Origin of the sequence: Spirillospora sp. NPDC048819 (assembly GCF_040650055.1) — a bacterium.
Lineage (GTDB): Bacteria > Actinomycetota > Actinomycetes > Streptosporangiales > Streptosporangiaceae > Spirillospora.
Genome location: NZ_JBEZGN010000027.1, coordinates 109,104 through 128,131, shown reverse-complemented (window position 1 = coordinate 128,131; position 19,028 = coordinate 109,104). Strand labels below are relative to the sequence as shown.

At 73.8% G+C, this 19,028-nt stretch carries 22 protein-coding genes and 1 pseudogene; 10 read left to right on the top strand and 13 right to left on the bottom strand.

Features of this window, described 5'->3' with window-relative positions; translation table 11 throughout:
* Positions 1–40: 40 nt before the first annotated feature.
* A pseudogene (locus tag AB0C35_RS30600) lies at positions 41–202 on the top strand (CDGSH iron-sulfur domain-containing protein); the annotation flags it as partial.
* A gap of 183 nt (positions 203–385) precedes the next feature.
* Here the strand turns inward: AB0C35_RS30600 and AB0C35_RS30595 are convergent.
* The 6 genes from AB0C35_RS30595 to AB0C35_RS30570 form a co-directional block, all read right to left on the bottom strand.
* Positions 386–637: a hypothetical protein gene (locus tag AB0C35_RS30595; RefSeq protein ID WP_358463279.1), complete on the bottom strand. Its 252-nt coding sequence runs from the start codon at positions 635–637 to the stop codon at positions 386–388.
* A gap of 52 nt (positions 638–689) precedes the next feature.
* The gene (locus tag AB0C35_RS30590) at positions 690–1,766 is read right to left on the bottom strand and encodes an NAD-dependent epimerase/dehydratase family protein (RefSeq protein WP_358463276.1); all 1,077 of its coding nucleotides are present in this window, start codon (positions 1,764–1,766) and stop codon (positions 690–692) included.
* Positions 1,767–1,971: 205 nt separating this feature from the next.
* The gene (locus tag AB0C35_RS30585; RefSeq protein ID WP_358463273.1) at positions 1,972–2,808 is read right to left on the bottom strand and encodes a methylated-DNA--[protein]-cysteine S-methyltransferase; all 837 of its coding nucleotides are present in this window, start codon (positions 2,806–2,808) and stop codon (positions 1,972–1,974) included.
* On the bottom strand, positions 2,805–3,458 hold the full coding sequence (locus AB0C35_RS30580; RefSeq protein WP_358463270.1) for an RNA polymerase sigma factor: 654 nt from the start codon (positions 3,456–3,458) through the stop codon (positions 2,805–2,807). Before AB0C35_RS30580 ends, AB0C35_RS30585 begins: the two co-directional genes overlap by 4 nt.
* Before the next feature lie 56 nt (positions 3,459–3,514).
* Entirely contained in the window at positions 3,515–4,180 is a 666-nt protein-coding gene (locus tag AB0C35_RS30575; protein ID WP_358463267.1) for a response regulator transcription factor, read from the bottom strand.
* Positions 4,177–5,526 carry a histidine kinase gene (locus AB0C35_RS30570; protein WP_358463264.1) on the bottom strand — a complete coding sequence of 450 codons (1,350 nt, stop codon included), beginning with the start codon at positions 5,524–5,526 and terminating at the stop codon, positions 4,177–4,179. The genes AB0C35_RS30575 and AB0C35_RS30570 overlap by 4 nt, the downstream gene beginning before the upstream one ends.
* Positions 5,527–5,665: 139 nt before the next feature.
* Between AB0C35_RS30570 and AB0C35_RS30565 the strand changes: the two genes are divergently transcribed.
* Both AB0C35_RS30565 and AB0C35_RS30560 read left to right on the top strand, forming a co-directional pair.
* Positions 5,666–7,594, top strand: a complete 1,929-nt coding sequence (locus AB0C35_RS30565) for a histidine kinase (RefSeq protein WP_358463262.1) — start codon at positions 5,666–5,668, stop codon at positions 7,592–7,594.
* Positions 7,591–8,292: a response regulator transcription factor gene (locus AB0C35_RS30560; protein WP_358463260.1), complete on the top strand. Its 702-nt coding sequence runs from the start codon at positions 7,591–7,593 to the stop codon at positions 8,290–8,292. The genes AB0C35_RS30565 and AB0C35_RS30560 overlap by 4 nt, the downstream gene beginning before the upstream one ends.
* Here AB0C35_RS30560 and AB0C35_RS30555 read toward each other — a convergent pair.
* The 3 genes from AB0C35_RS30555 to AB0C35_RS30545 form a co-directional block, all read right to left on the bottom strand.
* The gene (locus AB0C35_RS30555) at positions 8,286–8,924 is read right to left on the bottom strand and encodes an NAD(P)-binding domain-containing protein (RefSeq protein WP_358463257.1); all 639 of its coding nucleotides are present in this window, start codon (positions 8,922–8,924) and stop codon (positions 8,286–8,288) included. The genes AB0C35_RS30560 and AB0C35_RS30555 overlap by 7 nt on opposite strands.
* Before the next feature lie 230 nt (positions 8,925–9,154).
* Positions 9,155–9,934, bottom strand: coding sequence for a phosphatase PAP2 family protein (locus AB0C35_RS30550; protein ID WP_358463254.1), 780 nt, complete (start codon positions 9,932–9,934; stop codon positions 9,155–9,157).
* Between the two features lie 110 nt (positions 9,935–10,044).
* Positions 10,045–10,731 (bottom strand): VTT domain-containing protein, encoded by a 687-nt coding sequence (locus tag AB0C35_RS30545; protein ID WP_358463251.1) that lies wholly within the window; start codon positions 10,729–10,731, stop codon positions 10,045–10,047.
* Between the two features lie 187 nt (positions 10,732–10,918).
* On the opposite strand from AB0C35_RS30545, the gene AB0C35_RS30540 reads away from it, so the two are divergent.
* Together AB0C35_RS30540 and AB0C35_RS30535 are read left to right on the top strand one after the other, a co-directional pair.
* A complete protein-coding gene (locus AB0C35_RS30540; RefSeq protein WP_358463248.1) occupies positions 10,919–11,350 on the top strand; it encodes a DUF1707 domain-containing protein in 432 nt (143 codons plus the stop codon).
* A gap of 69 nt (positions 11,351–11,419) precedes the next feature.
* Positions 11,420–12,058, top strand: a complete 639-nt coding sequence (locus AB0C35_RS30535) for an HAD-IB family phosphatase (RefSeq protein ID WP_358463245.1) — start codon at positions 11,420–11,422, stop codon at positions 12,056–12,058.
* Positions 12,059–12,320: 262 nt separating this feature from the next.
* Here AB0C35_RS30535 and AB0C35_RS30530 read toward each other — a convergent pair whose 3' ends face one another.
* Positions 12,321–13,328, bottom strand: a complete 1,008-nt coding sequence (locus AB0C35_RS30530) for a tyrosine-type recombinase/integrase (RefSeq protein ID WP_358463242.1) — start codon at positions 13,326–13,328, stop codon at positions 12,321–12,323.
* A 113-nt stretch (positions 13,329–13,441) separates the two neighbouring features.
* On the opposite strand from AB0C35_RS30530, the gene AB0C35_RS30525 reads away from it, so the two are divergent.
* Positions 13,442–13,915, top strand: coding sequence for a hypothetical protein (locus AB0C35_RS30525; protein ID WP_358463239.1), 474 nt, complete (start codon positions 13,442–13,444; stop codon positions 13,913–13,915).
* 34 nt (positions 13,916–13,949) lie between these two features.
* Positions 13,950–14,660 carry a DUF72 domain-containing protein gene (locus AB0C35_RS30520; protein ID WP_358463236.1) on the top strand — a complete coding sequence of 237 codons (711 nt, stop codon included), beginning with the start codon at positions 13,950–13,952 and terminating at the stop codon, positions 14,658–14,660.
* A 17-nt stretch (positions 14,661–14,677) separates the two neighbouring features.
* On the opposite strand, the gene AB0C35_RS30515 is transcribed toward AB0C35_RS30520, so the two are convergent.
* On the bottom strand, positions 14,678–15,010 hold the full coding sequence (locus AB0C35_RS30515) for a YnfA family protein (protein WP_358463233.1): 333 nt from the start codon (positions 15,008–15,010) through the stop codon (positions 14,678–14,680).
* A gap of 183 nt (positions 15,011–15,193) precedes the next feature.
* Here AB0C35_RS30515 and AB0C35_RS30510 point away from each other — a divergent pair, with 183 nt between their 5' ends.
* Entirely contained in the window at positions 15,194–15,727 is a 534-nt protein-coding gene (locus tag AB0C35_RS30510; protein WP_358463230.1) for a GNAT family N-acetyltransferase, read from the top strand.
* Positions 15,728–15,864: 137 nt separating this feature from the next.
* Here the strand turns inward: AB0C35_RS30510 and AB0C35_RS30505 are convergent, their stop codons facing one another.
* Complete coding sequence (locus tag AB0C35_RS30505; protein ID WP_358463227.1) at positions 15,865–16,392, bottom strand: hypothetical protein; 528 nt, start codon at positions 16,390–16,392, stop codon at positions 15,865–15,867.
* A gap of 13 nt (positions 16,393–16,405) precedes the next feature.
* A complete protein-coding gene (locus AB0C35_RS30500) occupies positions 16,406–16,966 on the bottom strand; it encodes a hypothetical protein (protein WP_358463224.1) in 561 nt (186 codons plus the stop codon).
* A 215-nt stretch (positions 16,967–17,181) separates the two neighbouring features.
* On the opposite strand from AB0C35_RS30500, the gene AB0C35_RS30495 reads away from it, so the two are divergent.
* Both AB0C35_RS30495 and AB0C35_RS30490 read left to right on the top strand, forming a co-directional pair.
* Positions 17,182–17,730 (top strand): TIGR03086 family metal-binding protein, encoded by a 549-nt coding sequence (locus AB0C35_RS30495; protein ID WP_358463221.1) that lies wholly within the window; start codon positions 17,182–17,184, stop codon positions 17,728–17,730.
* A 136-nt stretch (positions 17,731–17,866) separates the two neighbouring features.
* Positions 17,867–19,015 carry an MFS transporter gene (locus tag AB0C35_RS30490; RefSeq protein ID WP_358463328.1) on the top strand — a complete coding sequence of 383 codons (1,149 nt, stop codon included), beginning with the start codon at positions 17,867–17,869 and terminating at the stop codon, positions 19,013–19,015.
* Positions 19,016–19,028 lie beyond the last annotated feature (13 nt).

The following is a 19,028-nucleotide window of genomic DNA, read 5'->3' as shown; positions in this document are numbered from 1 at the left end:
GCTCGCGGGCGGCGGGGATCGGGACCGGCGGCGGGTCAGGATGGTGCCGGGCGGGCCGGTGCTGGTGGAGGGCCCGGTCGAGGTGGTCCTGCAGGACGGGCGGACGGTGGTGTCGGACCGTTTCCTGGTGGCGCTGTGCGCGTGCCGGCGCAGCCGCGCCTACCCGTTCTGCGATACCAGCCACCGGCGGCGCGTCAGAGCGGACGACCCGGACGCGGCGGACGCGCAGCCCGGGCCGGAGCCGGACGGGGAGCCTCCCTGCACCGACCGCGGCGAAGGCCGCGGGGAAGGCCGCTGAGCGGTCCCGCCCGCGCGTTGACGTTTCGGGCGTGTTTCGGGTCGTCTCCCCGGCCGCAGCAGACGCGGTCGAGCGAGGGCCGGCGGGTCAGCCGCCGAGGCTTTCGAGGGCGACGTCCAGGCGCTGGGCGAGGCGTTCGATCTGCTCTTCGTTGGCGCCGGTGTCGAGTTCGGCGATCACCGCGTCCCGGGTGGTGATGACCAGCGCCTCCTCGGGCCCCCCGTCACGGGAGGGGTCGGCGGGGACGACGGTGGCCCGGCCGGCGACGACGACGAGCGCGGCGTCGCGGTCGGCGGAGGCCAGCAGGGCGTGCAGGTGGTCGGGAGTGATCGTCGGCATGGTGACCTCCGGGTTCTGGGCCGGGTGCGGGTGGATGTCCGGTGTGCCGCGGTCAGGGTTTGCGGCCGATGCCGGTGGCGAACTCGCGGGCCCGCGCCGGCCCGCCGGTTCCGGGCGACAGCGGCGGGGTGTCGCGCCCGGCCCCGGTCCGCAGTCCTTCCAGGAACTCCTGGATCGCCTCGCGGGCCGTGTGCCGGGGCGTCCAGCCCAGCTCGTCGCGGGCCCGCGACACGTCCATGATCGGGATTTCCAGAGCCAGGTCGAACAGGCCGGGGGAGGCGGGCACCAGGTGCAGGGCCCACGCGGCGGCCAGCGCGGCCCGCACGCCGCGCGCCGGGAGCCGGACGGTGCGGGCGCCGAGGATGTCGGCGAGCTCGGCGGCGTCCAGGACGGGGCCGGCGGCGATGTTGAACGCGCCGCGGGCGCCGCCGGTGGCGGCGAGCCGGAACGCCTCACCGGCGTCGGCCGAGTGCAGGGCCTGCAGCCGCAGGCCGGGCAGGTCCGGGACGGCGGGGATGAGGCCGGGACGGGCGAGGCGGCCCGGCAGCAGCGGCCCGGCGAACAGCCGCCGCTGCTCGGACGCGCTCTGGCGTTCGAAGATGAACCCCGGCCGGATCCGCACGACGCGGCACTCGGGGTTGCGGGCCTCGAACACGTCCAGGAGCCGTTCGACGTAGGCCTTCTCGCGGCTGTAGGCGGCGCCGGGCCAGCCGTGCGTGGGCCAGGACTCGTCGACCGCCCGGTCCTTGGGGCCGGGGGAGTAGGCGCCGACCGACGAGGAGTACACCAGGCTGGGCACACCGGCCTCGGCGGCGGCGCCGAACACGCGGGAGCTGCCGACGACGTTGGCGTCCCACGTCACCGCCGGGCGGTGGGTGGGCTGGAACAGCCAGGCCAGGTGCACCACGACGTCGGCGCCGCGCATCAGCGGGACCAGGTCGCTGTCGGTGACGTCGGCCGCGGCCCACTCGATCTTGCCGCCGCCGTCGCCGGTCCCGGCCGGGTCGGCGCCGGGGCCGGGTTTCCGGCGGGCCACGCCGGTGATGGCGGTGACGGCCGGGTCCGCGGCGAGCGCGCGGACGGTGCTGGTTCCGATGTTGCCGGTGGCGCCGGTGACGACGACGCGCATGGCGGCCTCCCCCTGGTCGGCCGTCCCCGCTGGGCCGTTCCCGCAGGTGGACGGGACCGCCCCATTCCCGCCTCACGCCGATCTATGCCCCCCAGGCGGCCCGGCCGCCGCCCTCCGGGGCGGACGCGGCGCGGGGCCCGGCACACGCCCGATCACACCTGGGCGGCGGCCAGGACGACGGCGTGCGGGGGCCGGAGGGCCGGGGTCAGGCCGGACGCGGGTCGCCGGGACGGCAGCGCAGGCACGGCCGGTACCCGGCGGCCTCCGCTGCGGCGAGATCACCGAACCCGCGCCGGTGCCCCGGCGTGATCCGCCGCGCGTCACCGCAGGTGGGGTAGCACACGATCCCGGTGGTGTCGCTGCCGACCAGCCGCACGCCGCGCCGCGCCAGCTCGGTGACGCCGTCGACGTCGACGTCCTCGGCGCGCAGCAGCCGCTCCTTGGCGCCGGCGCCGAACACGTAGTCGCCGAGCGTCCCGTCCGAGCGGGTGACGCGGTGGCAGGGGATCAGCAGCGGGACGGGGTTGCGGCCCAGCGCCGACCCGACCGCCCGGACCGCCCGGGGCCGCCCGGCCGCCCGCGCCACCCACGCGTACGGGCGGATCTGCCCCCGCGGGATCTGCGCGGCGGCGCGCAGCACGGCGGCCTCGAACTCGCTGAGTCCGCGCAGGTCCAGCCGCAGGGCGCCCAGCCGCCCGGTGCGCAGCGCGGGCACCAGCCCCGCGGGCGGGCCGGCGGCGGGCAGCAGCGGCCGCCCGAACCGGGCGCGGAACGCGGCGGCGAACTCCCGCTCGTCCATGCCGGCGCGCAGGTAGGCGACGCCGTGGTCGGTGAAGGCGACCTGCAGGCCGGCGTGCAGCCCGGCCGGGGGGCCGGGCAGCGGCCCGGGCAGGTGGACGCGGCGCGCCGCGATGCGGTCCAGCAGGCCGGGAGGCGCGTCGGCGGCCAGCCCGGCCAGGTCCGCGGCCAGATCCGCGGCGGGGCCGGCCGTCTCGGCGGCCTGCGGGCCGGGTGCCTCGCCGGCGGGGTCGTTGCGCATCATCTGATGCCCCCTTTCTCCTGCTGCCGATCATGTTCTCCCGGGCCCGGGCTTCCCGCGCCGCGCAGTTCGCGGAGGCGGGCCAGGCCCCGGGAGATGTGCGATTTGACGGTGCCCTCGGGCATGCCGAGGACGGCGGCGATCTCGGCGACGGGCAGGTCGGTGACGTGCCGCAGCACGACGGCGGCGCGCTGGTCGCCCGACAGCCGCGCCAGCAGCGCCGCGAGCTCGCGCCCGGTCTCGCGGCGCGCCGCGGCGTCCTCCACGCCCTCACCGGGGTCGGGCGGGTCGGCGACGTCCTCGATCGGGCCCGGCGGCGGCCGCCGCACCGCCGACCGCACGCTGTTGCGCCACACGTTGGTCAGGATCGTCAGCAGCCACGCCCGCGGCCGCAGCCCCGCGATCCGTTCCTCCCCGTAGCCGCACAGCGCCCGGTAGGCGCGCAGGAACGCCTCCGCGGACAGGTCCTCGGCCTCGGCCCACCGCCCGCACAGCCGCAGCGCGGTGGAGAACACCGCGCCCCGGTACGCCTCGTACAGGACCGCGAACCCGTCGTCCAGGTCACGCGACAGCGCCGCGACGACCCGTGCGCCCGCCGCGTCGCCGGTGCCTGCGCCGGCGGGTGGGATGAGTGCTTCGTCCGTTGCCGTCACATCCGTTCAACACCACCGCGCCCCGCCCGGTTGCACCCCGGTCCGGGACGGCCGTGTCAGCCGAGCCATCCGGGACGGATCATGCCCGTCTCGTAGGCCAGCACCACCAGCTGCGCCCTGTCGCGCGCCCCCAGCTTGGACAGGATGCGGCTCACATGGGTCTTGGCGGTCGCGGGCGACAGCACCAGCCGGCCGGCGATCTCCTCGTTCGACAGCCCGGCCGCGACCAGCTCCAGCACCTCGCGCTCCCGGTCGGTGAGGGAGTTCAGCTCCACCGCCGGCGGCGGCGCGGTGATCCGGGACGCGAACTCGGCGATGAGCCGCCGCGTCACGGTCGGCGCCAGCAGCGCATCGCCGCGCGCCACGACCCGCACCCCGTGGATCAGCTCGGGCGGCTCGGTGTCCTTGACCAGGAACCCGCTGGCCCCGGCCTTGATCGCGCCGTAGACGTAGTCGTCCAGGTCGAACGTCGTCAAGATCACGACCCGGACGGCGTCCAGCCGCGGGTCGGTGATGATGCGGCGGGTGGCCTCCAGCCCGTCCAGAACGGGCATCCGGATGTCCATCAGCACCACGTCGGGCCGCAGCTCCGACGCCTTGCGCACCGCCTGGTCCCCGTCCCCGGCCTCGGCGACGATCTCGATGTCGTCCTCGCCCTCCAGGATCGACCGGAACCCCGCCCGCACCAGCGTCTGGTCGTCGGCCAGCATCACCCGGATCACGCGATCTCCTCCATCTGCTCCCGCTCATCGCCGCGGCCGTCGAGCGGCAGCCGCGCCCACACCCGGAACCCGCCCGCCGGGCCCGGTCCCGCCGTCATCCGCCCGCCCACCGAGGCGGCGCGCTCGCGCATGCCCCGCAGCCCGTTCCCGGCCGCGTCCGGTTCCCCGGCCGCGTCCGGTTCCCCGGCCGCGTCCGGCTGTCCGCCCGCGCCGTCGTCGTCGACCTGCACGATCACCGCGCCGGGCACGCGCGACACCGTCACCGTCACCACCGCGGCCCCCGAGTGCCGGACGGCGTTGGTCAGCGCCTCCTGCACGATCCGGTACCCGGCCAGCCCGACCGGCGCGGGCAGCCCCGCCAGCCCCGCCGGCTCGGCCGCCCCCACCTCACCGTGAGCGGGGGAGGCGGCGGCGAGGTCCCCGGCCCTGCGGACGGTCAGCCCGGCGGCGGCCGTCTGGTCCAGCAGCTCACCGACCCGCGCCAGCGACGGCTGCGGCGCCGCCGGACCCGCCCCGCCGGCTTCGGCGTCGACCTGCCGCAGCACGCCCAGCACCCCGCGCAGCTCCCGCAACGTCTCCTTGCTCGCCGACTTGATCGCCTCCAGCGCCGCGTACGCGCGGTCCGGGTCGTCGCGGCGGTGCAGCGCCGCACCCGCCTGCACGTTGATCAGCGAAATCTGGTGCGCCAGCACGTCATGCAACTCCCGCGCGATCCGCAGCCGCTCGGCGATCGCGCGGCGCCGCGCCTCGGCCTCCCGGCCCCGCTCGGCCTCGGCGGCGCGCCGCTCGGCCGCCTCGGCCCGGTCGCGGCGGCTGCGCACGTACTGCCCGACGGCCACGGTGACCAGCAGCATGACCGTCAGCGACGCGACGCCCCGCGCGTCCACGATCGCCTCCGGGTCGCTGCCCCCGCCGCCGCGCAGCAGCGACGCGCCCAGGAACCCGGCGTTCACCACGATCACCGCGCCCAGCGACACCACCAGCCGGCACTCCACCGCCGCGGTGAACAGCGCCACCCACAGCACCAGCGCGATCGGCCCGTCCGGATACCCCATCGGGTAGTACAGCGGCGGCGCGGCCACCCCGATCACCAGCACCGCCACCGGATGCCGCCGCCGCGCCGCCAGCGCGAGCGTGGACACCGCGATCAGCGCGACCCCGCCCGGCCACAGCGGACGGTCGCCGGGCCGGGCGACCCAGACGGTCCAGCCCAGCGTCACCGCCAGCGCGGCGACCGCGAGGACGGCGTCGGCGGCCAGGCCGCGCGGCCACCGCGGCGCACGCCCCGCCGCGCGGGCCGCGCGCGCGGCACCGCGCACACGGCTGCTGGGAGGCGACGCTGTCACGGGCCAACCGTAGTTCAGCCGCGCCTCCTCCCACACCACACCCCAAGATCACCGCAGGGCGGCCGGTCGCCGCCGCCCCGCCCGCACCCCTGACTTTCGTCAGTAACACCGCAGTTCACCGGCTTGTAGCGTGGAGCGCGTGAACGACACGGCGTCCCCACGCCCCGCCTCCCGCCCGCGCCGCGCCGGTGCCGCGGCGGCGGCCCGCGCCCGGGCGGCCGGCGCCGCCGCCGCCCGCACCGCGCGGCCCCGGACGGTGCGCCAGGCCGTCCGCCGCCCGTCCCGGTCCGCCCTGATCAAGGACGTCCTGCTGTACGGGGCGCTGGCATTCCCCGTCGCCGTCGACATGATCTCGCCGCTGCAGCCCCTGCTCGCGTCATGGTGGCCGCTGGCCGGCGGCCTGCTCGTCCTGGCCGCCGCCGTCGCGGTGTGCCGCACCTGGCCCACAGCCGCGCTGCTCGCCTCCATCGCGCTGATCCTCCTGCACGGCAACTTCGTGTTCGCCATGCCGGTGCTGTCCTACCTGACCGGGCGGCGCACCCTCCGCGCCCAGCCGCCGCTGTGGGTGTTCACCACCGTGTTCGTCGCCGGGACGGCCCTGGCCGTCGCCCGCGGCCTGGCCGTCACCGCCTGGTTCCCCTCCACGGTCTGGCTGGTGCTGCTGGGCGTCCTGCCCTGGCTCGCCGGCCGCTACTGGCGCCAGTACCAGGAACTCCTGCACGCCGGATGGGAACGCGCCGAACACCTCGAACACCAGCAGCGCATCATCGCCGAACGCGAACGGCTCCGCGAACGCGCCCGCATCGCCCAGGACATGCACGACTCCCTCGGCCACGAACTCGCCCTCATCGCCGTCCGTGCCGGCGCCCTCCAGGTCGCGCCCGGCCTGCACGACCGCCACCGCGACGCCGCCGCGCAACTGCGCGCCGGCGCGGCCGAGGCCACCGAACACCTCCGCGAGATCATCGGCGTGCTCCGCGAGGACACCGCCCCCGGCGCCCCCTTCCCCGGCGCGACCGGCCCGCATGAGGGCGGCGCGGACGGGACCGCTCCGGTCCGGCCCGCCCGCGAGAGCATCCCCGAACTCATCGCACGCGCCCGCGCCTCCGGCGTCCCCGTCCGCCTCGCCGACGCGGACGCCGCCGCCGACCTGCCGGACCTGCCGCCCATGGTCGCGCTCGCCGCCCACCGCGTCGTCCAGGAGGCCGTCACCAACGCCGCCAAGCACGCCCCCGGCGCCGCCGTCACCGTCCACCTGACCCACCACGACCCGCCCGACCCCGGCCGGCCCCCCGAACCGGGCGGGACGGGCGGCGCGGTGACCGTCACGATCACCAACCGGCCCCCGCCCGGCGCGCCGCCGCTGCTGCCCTCCGGCGGCCACGGCCTGACCGGCCTCACCGAACGGGTCCGCGTCCTCGGCGGCACCCTGCACGCCGGCCCCACCCCCGAGGGCGGCTTCGAGGTCACCGCCGACCTGCCCCCGACCCCGCCCACCGGACCCCGCACCGGCCCGCCCGCCGCCGTCACCACCGCGACCAGGCCCACCACCAGGCCCGACACCGGGCCCACATCCAGATCCACGGCCGCCACGGCACTGCGCGCCGCCCTCGGCCTCACCGGCCCGCCACCGGGGGAGTGGCCCTCCGAATCGGCCCGCCACCTCGCCCGCGAACGCCGCCAGGTCCGCCGCGGCCTGATCACCGCGATCGCCGTCCCCGCCGCCCTCATGACCGCCCTCGGCGCCGTCATGGCCGGCTACTACATCTACGCCACCCTCAACTCCGTCCTGCCGCCCGCCGACTACGCGGCACTGCGCGTCGGCACCCCCCAGGCCCGCGTCCAGCAGACCCTCCCGCCGATGCAGGCCATGGGCGCCGGAACCGTCCGCGACACCGTCCCCGAACCCCCGCACGCCGACTGCCGCTACTACCGCCCCGACGCCGACCTGCTCGGCATCTCCCGCATCTACCGGCTCTGCTTCACCGGCGGCCGCCTCACCGACAAGAACGCCTACGACACCAGCCTGCTCAGCGCGCAGCACCGCCAACGACAGGAGAACCAGTGATCCGGGCACTGCTCGCCGACGACGAGGCCATGATCCGCGCCGGCGTCCGCGCGATCCTCGCCGCCGACCCCGGCATCGAGGTCGTCGCCGAGGCCGCCGACGGGCACGAGGCCGTCGACCTCACCCTGCGCCACCGCCCCGACGTCACCCTCCTGGACATCCGCATGCCCCGCCTGGACGGCCTCGCCGCCGCCGCCGAACTGCGCCGCGCCGCCCCCGCCACCGGCCTCATCATGCTCACCACGTTCGGCGAGGACGAATACATCGCCCGGGCCCTGTCCGGCGGCGCCAGCGGCTTCCTCCTCAAATCCGGCGACCCCCGCGAACTCATCGCCGGCGTCCGCGCCGTCGCCGGCGGCGCCGCCTACCTGTCCCCGAAGGTCGCCCACCGCGTCATCACCGAACTCGGCGGCGGCCGCCTGGCCGGCGGCGCCCGCGCCCGCCACCGCACCGCCCGCCTCACCCCCCGCGAACGCGACGTCCTGGCCCTGCTGGGCGCCGGCCTGTCCAACGCCGAGATCGCCTCGCGCCTCCACGTCGTCGAAGGCACCGTCAAGGCCTACGTCAGCGCGATCCTGACCCGCCTGGACGTCCGCAACCGCGTCCAGGCCGCCGTCATCGCCTACGAGGCCGGCCTCGTCGACACCACCGCCGACACCCCTGACACCCTGCCGGGGGAGCGGCGCGGCGGTCAGTGATGGACACCGAAATTGAACGACGCCGTACCCAGCCGCGCGTTCACCGCCAGCCACAACGGCAGCAGCTGCTCCACCGCACGCGCCGTCGCCAGCGGCCCCAGATCCACGATCCGCTCCGCCGCCCACCCCAGATCACCCAGCAGCCCGCCCGTCACCTTCTTGGCGTCCTCATCGTCACCCGACACGAACACCTGATGCCCGCCCGGCACCGACGACGGCGCCACCATCACCGTGTTGTGCATCGTGTTCAGCGTCTTCACCACCCGCGCCCCCGGAAACGCCCGCTGAATCCGCTCGGCCAGGCTCAACCCGCCCGGCGCCACCACCACCGGCGGGAACCCGCCGGAGAAATCCAGCGGGTTCGCCACATCCACCAGCGTCCGGCCCGCCAGATCACCCGCCGCGCCCAGCGCGTCCAGCGACGCCGCCCCGTTGGTGGCGTTCACCACCATCTCCGCGTCACCGCACACACCCGCGAAATCGCCGTGCCGCCCGCCGTACGCCGCCGCCCACTCCGCGGCCCGCCGATTGCCCGCCGTCCGCGACCCGAGCCCCACCTCATGCCCGGCGCCCACCAGCGCGCCCGCCAACGCCCGCCCCACGTCACCCGTGCCCAGAACCGCGATCCGCATCCCGACCCCGCAATCCGCTCAACGCAATCCGCTCAACGCCCCCGACCAGGGCCCGTGCGGCCATCGTCGGGCCCGCACGCCGGCCCGTCCAATACCAGCCGTGATAACCCGCGGCTATCAGCCCGCCCGGCGCCGCCGACCCCGCACACGACGACGGGCCGCCCCGCGGCGGCGCCCAGACACCACCCGGAACGGCCCGCCCGAACACGAACACGGCCGCCTGCGCCCCGCTAGGGCAACCGGCCACCCCTGCGGGTCACACCGCCCATCACGTCCGGCATCGTCACCGACGCCTCATCCACCGGCCGCGCCGCGCCCTCCGCAACCGCCGCCTGCGCCACCCCGGCACGCGGACCCGACACCACCGGCCGCCCCGCGCCGACGTCCACACCGGGACCACCCGCCGCCACCGGCCGCGCCCCCAGCAGCACCGCACCCACCGTCACGCCCCGCAACGACTCCACCAGCGGACGCAGCCCCGCCACCAGCACCAGCGCCACCACCGGAGCCGCCACCACACCCAGCACGAACCCCGCCGCCACGTCATGCGGATAATGCACACCCACGAACACCCGCGAGAACGCCATCAGCGCCGCCAGCGGCAACACCAGCGGCGCCATCGTCCGCCACGCCACCACGATCGCCGCAGCCGACGCCGCCGCGATCGTCGCGTGATTACTCGGGAACGACCAGTCACCCGGCGACGGGCACGCCGCGATGTGCACCGCCCCCTGCACCGCCCGGCACGGCCGCTCCTCCTCGATGAAGGTCTTGGAAACCTCACTCACCAGATACGCCGCCACCACCGCGAACGGCGCCGCCAGCGCCAGCCCCATCGCCCGTGCGTCCCGCGCCCGGGCCCGCCACCAGCCCGCCACGAACAACACCGCGAACAACAGCAGCCCCGCGTCCGTCCCCACCTCCGCCGCCGTATGCACCCACGACGGCGTGCCCTCCGCGAACTCGGTGATGTCCCGGTACAGATCGGCGCTGAACTCCGGCGCTCCCATGCTCTCCCTCACGATCGAAGACGGCCCGGCCCGACACCCTTGAGACACCGCACGTTCCGCCGAAGTTCACCCTACGGCCACACGCCCGTCGACTCCGCCGCTTCCGGCGATCACACGCCCGGCAACTGCCCCACCCGCCCGGCCCGCTCCACCCGCTCCGCGCCGCCCCCCTCCGGCGGCGGCGACCCCGCGCCCGCACGACCCCGCCGCCGCACGAACCGGACCCCCTCCACCACCGCCGTCACCGACAACGCCAACCCGATCCCCACCACAACGCCCTTCACCGGGTCATGCTCGAACGCCACCCCGCCGACATAACCCAGCAACGCCCCGTACAACCCCCACGACACCGCCGCCACCGCCGCGAACAACGAAAACGACCGAAGCCGGAACCCCACCGCCCCCATCGTCAGCGTCACCGCCGTCCGCCCACCCGGCACATACCGCGCCACCACCAGGATCAGCCCGCCGCGCTCGGCCATCGTCCGCCGCGCCCACCCGAACGCCGCGAACCGCCGCGTCCCCGGCCGCAACCCCCGCACCAGCCGTCCACCCGACCGGCGCCCCACCAGAAACGACACATGATCCCCGGCGAACGCCCCCAGCGCCGCCACGACCACCACCAGCACCAGATCCGGCCGCCCCGACGCCGCATACACCCCCGCCGTGATCACCATGCTCTCGCTCGGCACCACCGGGAAGAACGCGTCCACCGCCGCCACCGCGAACAGCGCCAGATAAAACCACGGCGACGTCACCGCCGTGTCCACCACACCCATGACCGCGTCCAAGTCCATGAACCCGACGCTAGAAACACACCACCCGCCCGCGAATCCGCCGGACGACCACAACCACCCCCGACCTTCGACGGGGTCCCCACCCCATCCTGCGAACGATGTACACCCGGTTCCTCACCACGAAGGACGCCCCGCACCCCACCCCGCGCAACCCTGGAAACACACCACCGACCAGGGGAACCGACCAATGAACCACCAACCCGCCCACGACCGGATACGCGCCTCCGACCACGACCGCGACACCACCGTCCAACGCCTCGGCGACGCACTCGCCGACGGAGCCCTCGACACCACCGAATACAGCCGCCGCCTCGACCACGCCCTCACCGCCACCACCCACGGCGACCTGCACCGCCTCACCGCCGACCTGCCCGCCTCCCAGACCGCCCGCCACCGCACCGAAACCGCCCGCCGCACCGCCAAGACCAAAGCCGACAAACGCGCCTGGCGCGACGAATGGAACTACTGGACCGGCGCCGCCGCCATCATGACCGCCATCTGGGCCATCTCCGCACTCCGCAAAGGGGAGTGGACGTCCTACTGGCCCGCCGTCCCACTCGGCATCTGGGCCGCCATCCTCATCTCCTACGCCATCTGGCCCTCACGCGACGACCACTGACACCGGCCCCGGTCCCGGGCCCTAAAACAAGTCGCACGCCGCACCGCCCGTCCACCACACTGCACCCCTGTGGGACACCTGCACATCTTCGACATGGACGGCACCCTCCTGACCGGCACCACCGCCAACCTGGAAGTCGCCCGGCACCTCGGCACCCTCACCGAACTCCACGACCTCGAGGCCCGCTTCACCGCCGGCACCCTCGACACCCGCGGCTTCTCCCGCGAAATCCACCGCCTCTGGCGCGACCTCACCCCCGCCATCGTCGCCACCGCCTACACCGCCGCCACCTGGCTCACCGGCATCGCCGACGTCTGCGCCGACATCCGCGCCCGCGGCGAACACTCCGCCGTCATCACCATGTCGCCCGACTTCTTCGCCCACCACCTCCTCGACCTCGGCTTCGACGACGTCATCGCCTCCCGCTTCCCCCCGATGCCCTTCACCGGCACCCTCGACCCCGCCGGCATCCTCACCCCCGCCGACAAGGTCCACATCACCGACGAACTACGCACCCGCCACGGCCTCACCACCGCGCAATGCACCGCCTACGGCGACTCCATGTCCGACGCACCCCTGTTCCGCCACCTCACCAACACCGTCGCCGTCAACGCCGACCACCACCTCGCCGACATAGCCGCCCTCGACTACCGCGGCACCGACCTCACCGAGGCCTACGCCCTCGCCCGCACCCTCCAACCCACCTGACCATCAGAGCAGGCGAGACCGCGAGCACCAGGACGACCGCGAGCAACAGGACGACGACGCCGGGACCAGACACGGAACCAGACACCGGCAGCCCCGATCGCCGCATCGTCCGTCCCAAGGCCCCGGCACACTGACCCGGCACGGAAGGGCGACAGCCGGGGGAGGGCCACCGGACACGGCCGCCGACCACGGAACGCAACAGCGCCGCGCGACCCACAGGCGGCACACCACCCCACCGACATCGGCGCGCACCCGGGCGGCCTCACCCGCCGCGACGGCCCTCCACCGAACCCAGCAGCGGATGCACCCGCATCGCCGCCTCCAGCTCACCCGGCAACTCATCCCGGTAACGCCCCAGCGTCGACAAATCCGCATGCCCCAGCACCCGGCGCACCGCATCCATGTCCGTCGCCGCCGCCAGCAAATGCGTCGCCGTCGTATGCCGCAGCCCATGCGGAGTCACACTCCGCCGCCGCCCCGGCTCCACCCGCGCCAGAACCCGGTCGATCACCGCCTGCACATCACCCCGCGCCAGCCGCCGCCCCCGCCACGACAACAACAGCGCCTTCGGCTCCCGCCCCCGGTCCAGCAGCCCCCGCCCCTCCGCCAGATACGCGTCCAGCACCTCCACCACCGGACCGGGCAGCGGCACGTCCCGCGTCCGCCCGCCCTTGCCGAAGATCCGCCAATACCGCGTCCCACCGTTGACGAAGAAGTCCTCCGCGTTCGCCGCCGTCAACTCCGACACCCGCGGCCCCACCGCCGCCAGCAGCAACACGATCAGCCCGTCCCGCAACTCCGTCCGCTGATCCATCCGCCGCCCCGGCGCCACCGGCCCCGCCTCGGCCAGCCCCCGCGCCGCCCCCAGCAACCCCTCCGCCTGCTCCACCGTCAACGCCCGCCGCTGCGCCCGCAACCCACCCCGCTGCCGCGGACGCACCGTAACCGCCTGCATCGGATTCAGCTGCACCCAACCCGCCACCAGCGCATACTTGAAGAACGCCGACACCGACCGCCGGAACCGCGCCTGCGACGCCGCACTCTGCACCGCACCGCCCCGCGACTCCGCGCCCCCCGGCTCCACCGCACCCCGCCGCCGCCCGTCGGGCTTGCGCGCGAACCCCAGCAGCACCCCGTCGACGTCCTCGCCCGTCAGATCGTCCAGCACCCGGTCCCCGCCCGCCAGCGCCGCGAACGTCACCACGTCCCGCACGTACACCTCCGCCGTCTTCGGCGTCAGCGCACCCGTCGAGGTCTTCGCACGCACCATCTCCCCATACCGGTCGACACTCTCGGCAACGGTCAGGCGCTGAACATCAGAGGGACGCACGCGCCGGACGCTACCTCCCGCCACCGACAGAACCCGCCGTAGGATCGACCACGATGACCGACAGGACGACCGACAGGGCACTCTTCGAGCAGGTCGGCGAGATCATCCGAGGATCCACCCCGCCCGGCCTCGGAACCCCGCACGTCCAGGTACGCCACAACGGCGTCAAAGCCTGGTTCGGCGACCCCGCACCCCAGCGCGAGCACTACGAAGCCCAGATCATCCCCGCCGACATCGCCCCGGGCACCCGCACCCGCGCCATCGAGATCGGATTCCACGCCGAACACCGCGACGAACCCGACAACGAAGCCGCCCTCGCCCGCCTCCTCACCACCGAACCCGCCTGGCGCGCCGAACTCGGCGACGAACCCGTCACCGGCGTCTTCCTCGGCCGCGACGTCTGGCGCCGCATCTCCGAAACCTGGCCCGACCCCGACCTCGCCGAACCCGACATCACCTTCGACATCGGCGTCCGCCTCGTCGACTACATCCGCGCCCTCGAACCCCACCGCCGCCACCGGGTATGACCACGGCACAGGCCGCCGAACAGGGGGAGGGCCGGTGCTCATCGGAACATCCGGATGGCAGTACGCCGACTGGCGCGGCGTCCTCTACCCGCCCGGCCTGCCGCAGCGAAGCTGGCTGCCGCGCTACGGCGACGTCTTCGCCACCGTGGAGAACAACAACGCCTTCTACCGCCTGCCCACCCGCGAGACCTTCGAGCTGTGGCGCGCCGCCACCCCGCCCGGGTTCGTCATGGCGGTCAAGGCCAGCCGCTACCTCACCCACATGAAACGTCTCACCGACCCCGCCGAACCCGTCGCGCGCCTCATGAACGCCGCCGCCGGCCTCGGCCCCAAACTGGGTCCCGTCCTGCTGCAGCTCCCGCCGACCCTGCGCTTCGAACCCGGCCGCCTCGCCGCCTGCCTGCGCGAGTTCCCCGACGGCGTCCGCGTCGCCGTCGAACCCCGCCACCCCTCATGGTGGACGGACGAGACCCGCCGCGTCCTGGAACACCACGGCGCCGCCCTGAGCTGGACCGACCGCCTCGGACAACCCCAGACACCCCTGTGGCGGACCACCGACTGGCTCTACCTGCGCCTCCACGAAGGCCCGGCGGAGCCCTGGCCCCACTACGACGACGAAACCCTCCGGACCTGGGCGGACGAAATCGCCCCCGAGGACGACGCCTACGTCTACTTCAACAACGACCCCGGCGGCGCCGCCGTCCGCAACGCCCTGCGCTTCGCCGAGCTCACCGCCCGGCCGTGAACCGGGGGAGAGGGGGCTCAGCCGCGCGGCGCGTACATGATCACGGCGACTCCGGCCAGGCAGATCAGCGCCCCGGCGACGTCCCAGCGGTCGGGACGGAAGCCGTCCACGACCACGCCCCAGGCCAGCGAGCCCGCCACGAACACGCCGCCGTAGGCCGCCAGGATCCGCCCGAAGTCGGGGGAGGGCTGGAACGTGGCCGCGAACCCGTAGGCGCCCAGCGCGAGGACGCCGCCGGCGATCCAGAGCGGCCCGCGCTGCTCCCGCCATCCCTGCCACACCAGCCAGGCCCCGCCGATCTCGGCGAATGCGGCCAGCACGAACAACCCGACGGACCGAAGCACGCTCATGCGGCTCACCCTACGAACCGCGCAGGCGCGCCCGGACGCGAGGGACGCACAAGAACAGACAAGTCGCACAAAGATGACGTAACCGGACAGAATTCAGCTTCTGTCCGGTTAAACGATCTTCTCCGCCGCGCCGGCCGAAGAGCGCGTTCGATGCGCGAGACGCCGCCGGGGATACTCGGACCCGTGCCCGAGCTTCGCCGTCCGCCGCGCCTCGTGCGGCCGACCACGACGGTCCGCGAGTCGTTCCTGGCCGGGGAGTGGGCGGACCATCGGGCGAGCGGCGGCGACGCCGGATGGCTGGAACCCGCCGCCGAGGACTTCGAGACGTTCGTCGCCCGGCGCCGCGGCGTCCAGCGCCGCTGGGGCGTCCCGTGCACGACCTTCTGGTACGTGTCGGACGAGCATTATCTCGGCACGCTGCTCGTGCGGCACCGCCTGACGCCCGAACTCGCCGAGGTCGGCGGCCACGTCGGCTACCACGTCGTCCCGGCGTGGCGCCGCCAGGGCCACGCCACGCGGATGCTGGCCGCCGGCCTCGTGGAATGCCGCCGTCTCGGCCTGGAACGGGTCCTGCTGACCTGCGCCGCCGGCAACGAGCCGTCGCATCGCGTGATCCTGGCGAACGGTGGCGTCCACGATGGCCGCGCCCGCGGCGAAGACCGTTACTGGATCGACCTCGACGGAACCGGCGGCCGGAACCGCGCGCACTGCACGTGAAGCAGGCGGTTAACGGCCGATTCACCCCGCTTCCAGCAGCTCCGATCGTTGGTCGATAATGTACATTATGTCAAGTAGACGCCGATCGGGGCGGTGCGCCGGATCGCGTGCCCGGCCGCACCGCTCCGGGCGGCGCGTCATTTCTTGTACTGGGCCACCTTCTCGCGCAGTTCCCGCATGGTGCTCTGCAGGAGTTGCTTTAGTCGCTCGCGATCGGCGCCGTCGGCGTCCGCATAGTCGTCGATGTCGATCAGCTGCTTCTTCGTGGCGGTGACCGAGTTGAGCTGGTGATCGAGCTTGATGTCGCCGAACCACGGGCTGCGCAGCATGTTCGCCATGTCGGTGCGGAACATGGCGACCAGGTCGTCGGGGTCGGCGATGTGGTTCTTGACTTCGGCCACGAAGGTGAGCGTCGCCTTGCTGCCGAGGACGGCCTGCTGGAGCGCGCTGTCCCCGGTCTTGCGGTCGAGCACGATCGTGAAGCTGTAGAGGACCTGGTCGCCGACCGGCTTGAACCGCACGTACTGCAGGTCTCCCCCGGACTGGACGCCGATGACGGGGCATCCGAGGTGCGCCATCGTGAACACCATCTCGCCGATGAGCGCCTCGTCCTTGCTCTCCCGGGCCTCGGCGTTGTTCTTGAACTTGTTGATCATTGAAAGCATGGCGTCCTCCGGTTCAGGCGGCGATACGGCCATGCAGGTACTTCGCGCAGGCCTGGGAGACGGCGGCGATGTGCTCCTGCAACACGGGGTATTTCACCGTGTAGTGGTCGGCGAAGTACTGGTCCAGGTCCAGCAGGAGGGGAACCTGGACGTAGACGTAACCGCTGCCGAGGTCGGCGTCGACGGTGAACACTCCGGGCTCGCCGACGTCGAGGAAGCCGCTTTTCACTTCGGACTTCAGTGCCTGCCAGACCGTCCGCGCGTCCTGCACCTGTTCGCCGTAGGCGATGGTCACGGCCGCGTGGTGTTCGAGGGTCTTGGCCGCCATGACGGTGCCGGTCTGGTGCGCCAGCTGGAACATCAGGCGGTGCTTGTTCTGGAGGTGCTGGAACCGCAGGTAGTGGTTGGTGCCGTCGGAGGTCAGGTCGATGAGGGCGTTGCCCTGGGCGACCGCGGCCGTGATCACGGCGCCGACGAGCAGGTCGTCGATCTCGCGAGTGCGGAGCTGTTCGTTGAAGCGCTCCCAGCTGCGGTGGACGAGCCGACCGAAGACCTGGTCGAGTTGTTCGCTCACGGTCACCTTTCGTCGTGTTGATCTGTGTAGAGGCTGAGACTTCCGGACCGGCTTCTCGGTTTCATCGGATTTCGGTTCATGGGAACCCGCGCGGGACCACTGCCGGCCAGTCGCGGTGGGCTCCGGGGCGGTGCGTGTGCGGTGCGATCGTGTGATGATCAGGTGCGGACGATCTGATGTGGGGCGGTGCGGCTTCCGTGATTCCCGAGGGTTTCGTGCGTGCGCTGGACGGTTTCGAGGCGGTGCTCGCCGCGACGCCGCCGGACAGATGGCTGTCGCCGTCGCCGTGTGAGGGCTGGTGCGCGATCGATGTCGCCGGGCACGTCATCGCGGGGCTGCTGGTGGTCGAGATGCGCGCGGCCGGACGGCCGCTCCCCCGGGACGATCCGGACTGGCGTGAGGTGGCGGGTGAGGATCCGGTGGCGTCCTGGCGTGAGGTGCGGGGCCGGATGACGGCCGAGTTGGTGCCCGATGCGCTGGCGCGCCGGATCCGGCTGGGTGACGGGGTGGAGATGACGGTGCGGGAGTGGCTGGAGCATTATCCGCCGGAGTTGCTCGTCCACACGTGGGATCTGGCGCAGGCGACCGGGCAGTCGGTGGTGTTCGAGGCGGATCTGGTGGGTCCGGCGCTGGAGACGGCGCGGCGGATGGCGCCCGGTGGGCGTGAGAGGGGAATGGTCGGTCCCGAGCGTCGTCTCCCCCGCGGTGCCGATGATCAGGCGCGGCTGCTCGCGTTGTTCGGCCGCGATCCTTCCGGTGGCTGAAATCGTTGCGGTGGCCGAGGTGCCGGCCGCTCCCCTCCCCCGGGATTCGGGGGTGCGGTGGGCGGGGCGGTCTGGTTATGGTGCTGGCATGGCCCGACGACATTGATCTTCGCCTGAGGCGGGGCTCGCGCGCAGGCTGTACGTCTACGCGTTCCTCGAGGATTTCGTTCTTCTGTACCCGGTGTACGCCGTGTTGTTCGCCGATGCCGGGTTGTCCCCCGCTGCGATCTCGTCGCTGTTCGTGATCTGGTCGGTCACGACGTTCTCGCTTGAGTTGCCGTCCGGTTTGTGGGCGGACGTGTTCTCGCGCCGGTTGCTGCTGGTGGTCGCTCCCCTGCTGGCGGGTGCGGGTTTCGGGTTGTGGGTGGCGTTTCCTTCGTATCCGGCGTTCGCCGCGGGTTTCGTCTTGTGGGGTGCGGGGTCGGCGCTGCGTTCGGGGTCGATGCAGGCGCTGGTGTACGAGGAGCTGGAGCGTGCGGGCGCGGCGGGGGTGTATGCGCGGTTGATCGGGCGGTCGGAGGCGGTGTCGCTGCTGGCGGTGGTGGCGGCTTCGGCGGTGGCGGCGCCGGTGCTGGCGGGTGGGGGTTACCGGGCGGCGGGTGTCGCGAGTGTGGCGGTGTGCGTGCTGTGTTCGGTGGCGGGGTGGTTCCTGCCGGAGTCGCGGGGTGCCGGCCGCGCCGGCGGCGGGGACCGGGACGGGGTGTCCCTGGGGTCGGTGGTCGGTGAGGGTTGGGCGCAGGTGCGCGGGGAGCCGGCGGTGCGTTGGGCGCTGGTTCTGGTGATCGTGGTGGAGGGTGTGACGGCGCTGGACGAGTACGTGCCGTTGCTGGTGCGGTCGACGGGGGTGGCGGCGGCGTCGGTGCCGTTGCTGGTTCTGGTGGTGACGGTCGGTGATGCGGTGGGCGGCTGGTCGGCGGGGCGTGGGGTGCGGTGGCTGGCGCCGGTGCTGGCGGTGGGTGCGGTGTGCCTGGCGGCGGGGTCGTTGAGCGGTCGGCCGGGCGGCTTGGTGCTGGTGGCGGTGGCGTTCGGAGTGTTCCGGTGGGCGATGGCGGCGGCGGACGCGCGGTTGCAGGAGCGGATCGGTGATGGGGCGCGGGCGACGGTGACGTCGGTGGCGGGGTTCGGTGCCGAGGGGGTGGCGGTTCTGGTGTTCGCGGGTTGGGCGTTGGGTTCGCGGTGGGGTGGTGCGGGGGTGCTGATGGGGTTGGCGTCGGTGCCGTATGTGGTGGTGGCTGTCGTACTGGGGTTGGCGGCGCGGCGAGGCGGTGTACATCGGGAGATGTAGGGGCGGATTGGGG

Coding starts and splice junctions, on each gene's coding strand:
- AB0C35_RS30595 (WP_358463279.1), bottom strand. CDS start 637: ATGCCGACGATCACTCCCGACCACCTGCACGCCCTGCTGGCCTCCGCC.
- AB0C35_RS30590 (WP_358463276.1), bottom strand. CDS start 1,766: ATGCGCGTCGTCGTCACCGGCGCCACCGGCAACATCGGAACCAGCACC.
- AB0C35_RS30585 (WP_358463273.1), bottom strand. CDS start 2,808: ATGATGCGCAACGACCCCGCCGGCGAGGCACCCGGCCCGCAGGCCGCC.
- AB0C35_RS30555 (WP_358463257.1), bottom strand. CDS start 8,924: ATGCGGATCGCGGTTCTGGGCACGGGTGACGTGGGGCGGGCGTTGGCG.
- AB0C35_RS30550 (WP_358463254.1), bottom strand. CDS start 9,934: ATGGGAGCGCCGGAGTTCAGCGCCGATCTGTACCGGGACATCACCGAG.
- AB0C35_RS30545 (WP_358463251.1), bottom strand. CDS start 10,731: ATGGACTTGGACGCGGTCATGGGTGTGGTGGACACGGCGGTGACGTCG.
- AB0C35_RS30540 (WP_358463248.1), top strand. CDS start 10,919: ATGAACCACCAACCCGCCCACGACCGGATACGCGCCTCCGACCACGAC.
- AB0C35_RS30530 (WP_358463242.1), bottom strand. CDS start 13,328: ATGGTGCGTGCGAAGACCTCGACGGGTGCGCTGACGCCGAAGACGGCG.
- AB0C35_RS30525 (WP_358463239.1), top strand. CDS start 13,442: ATGACCGACAGGACGACCGACAGGGCACTCTTCGAGCAGGTCGGCGAG.
- AB0C35_RS30515 (WP_358463233.1), bottom strand. CDS start 15,010: ATGAGCGTGCTTCGGTCCGTCGGGTTGTTCGTGCTGGCCGCATTCGCC.
- AB0C35_RS30505 (WP_358463227.1), bottom strand. CDS start 16,392: ATGCTTTCAATGATCAACAAGTTCAAGAACAACGCCGAGGCCCGGGAG.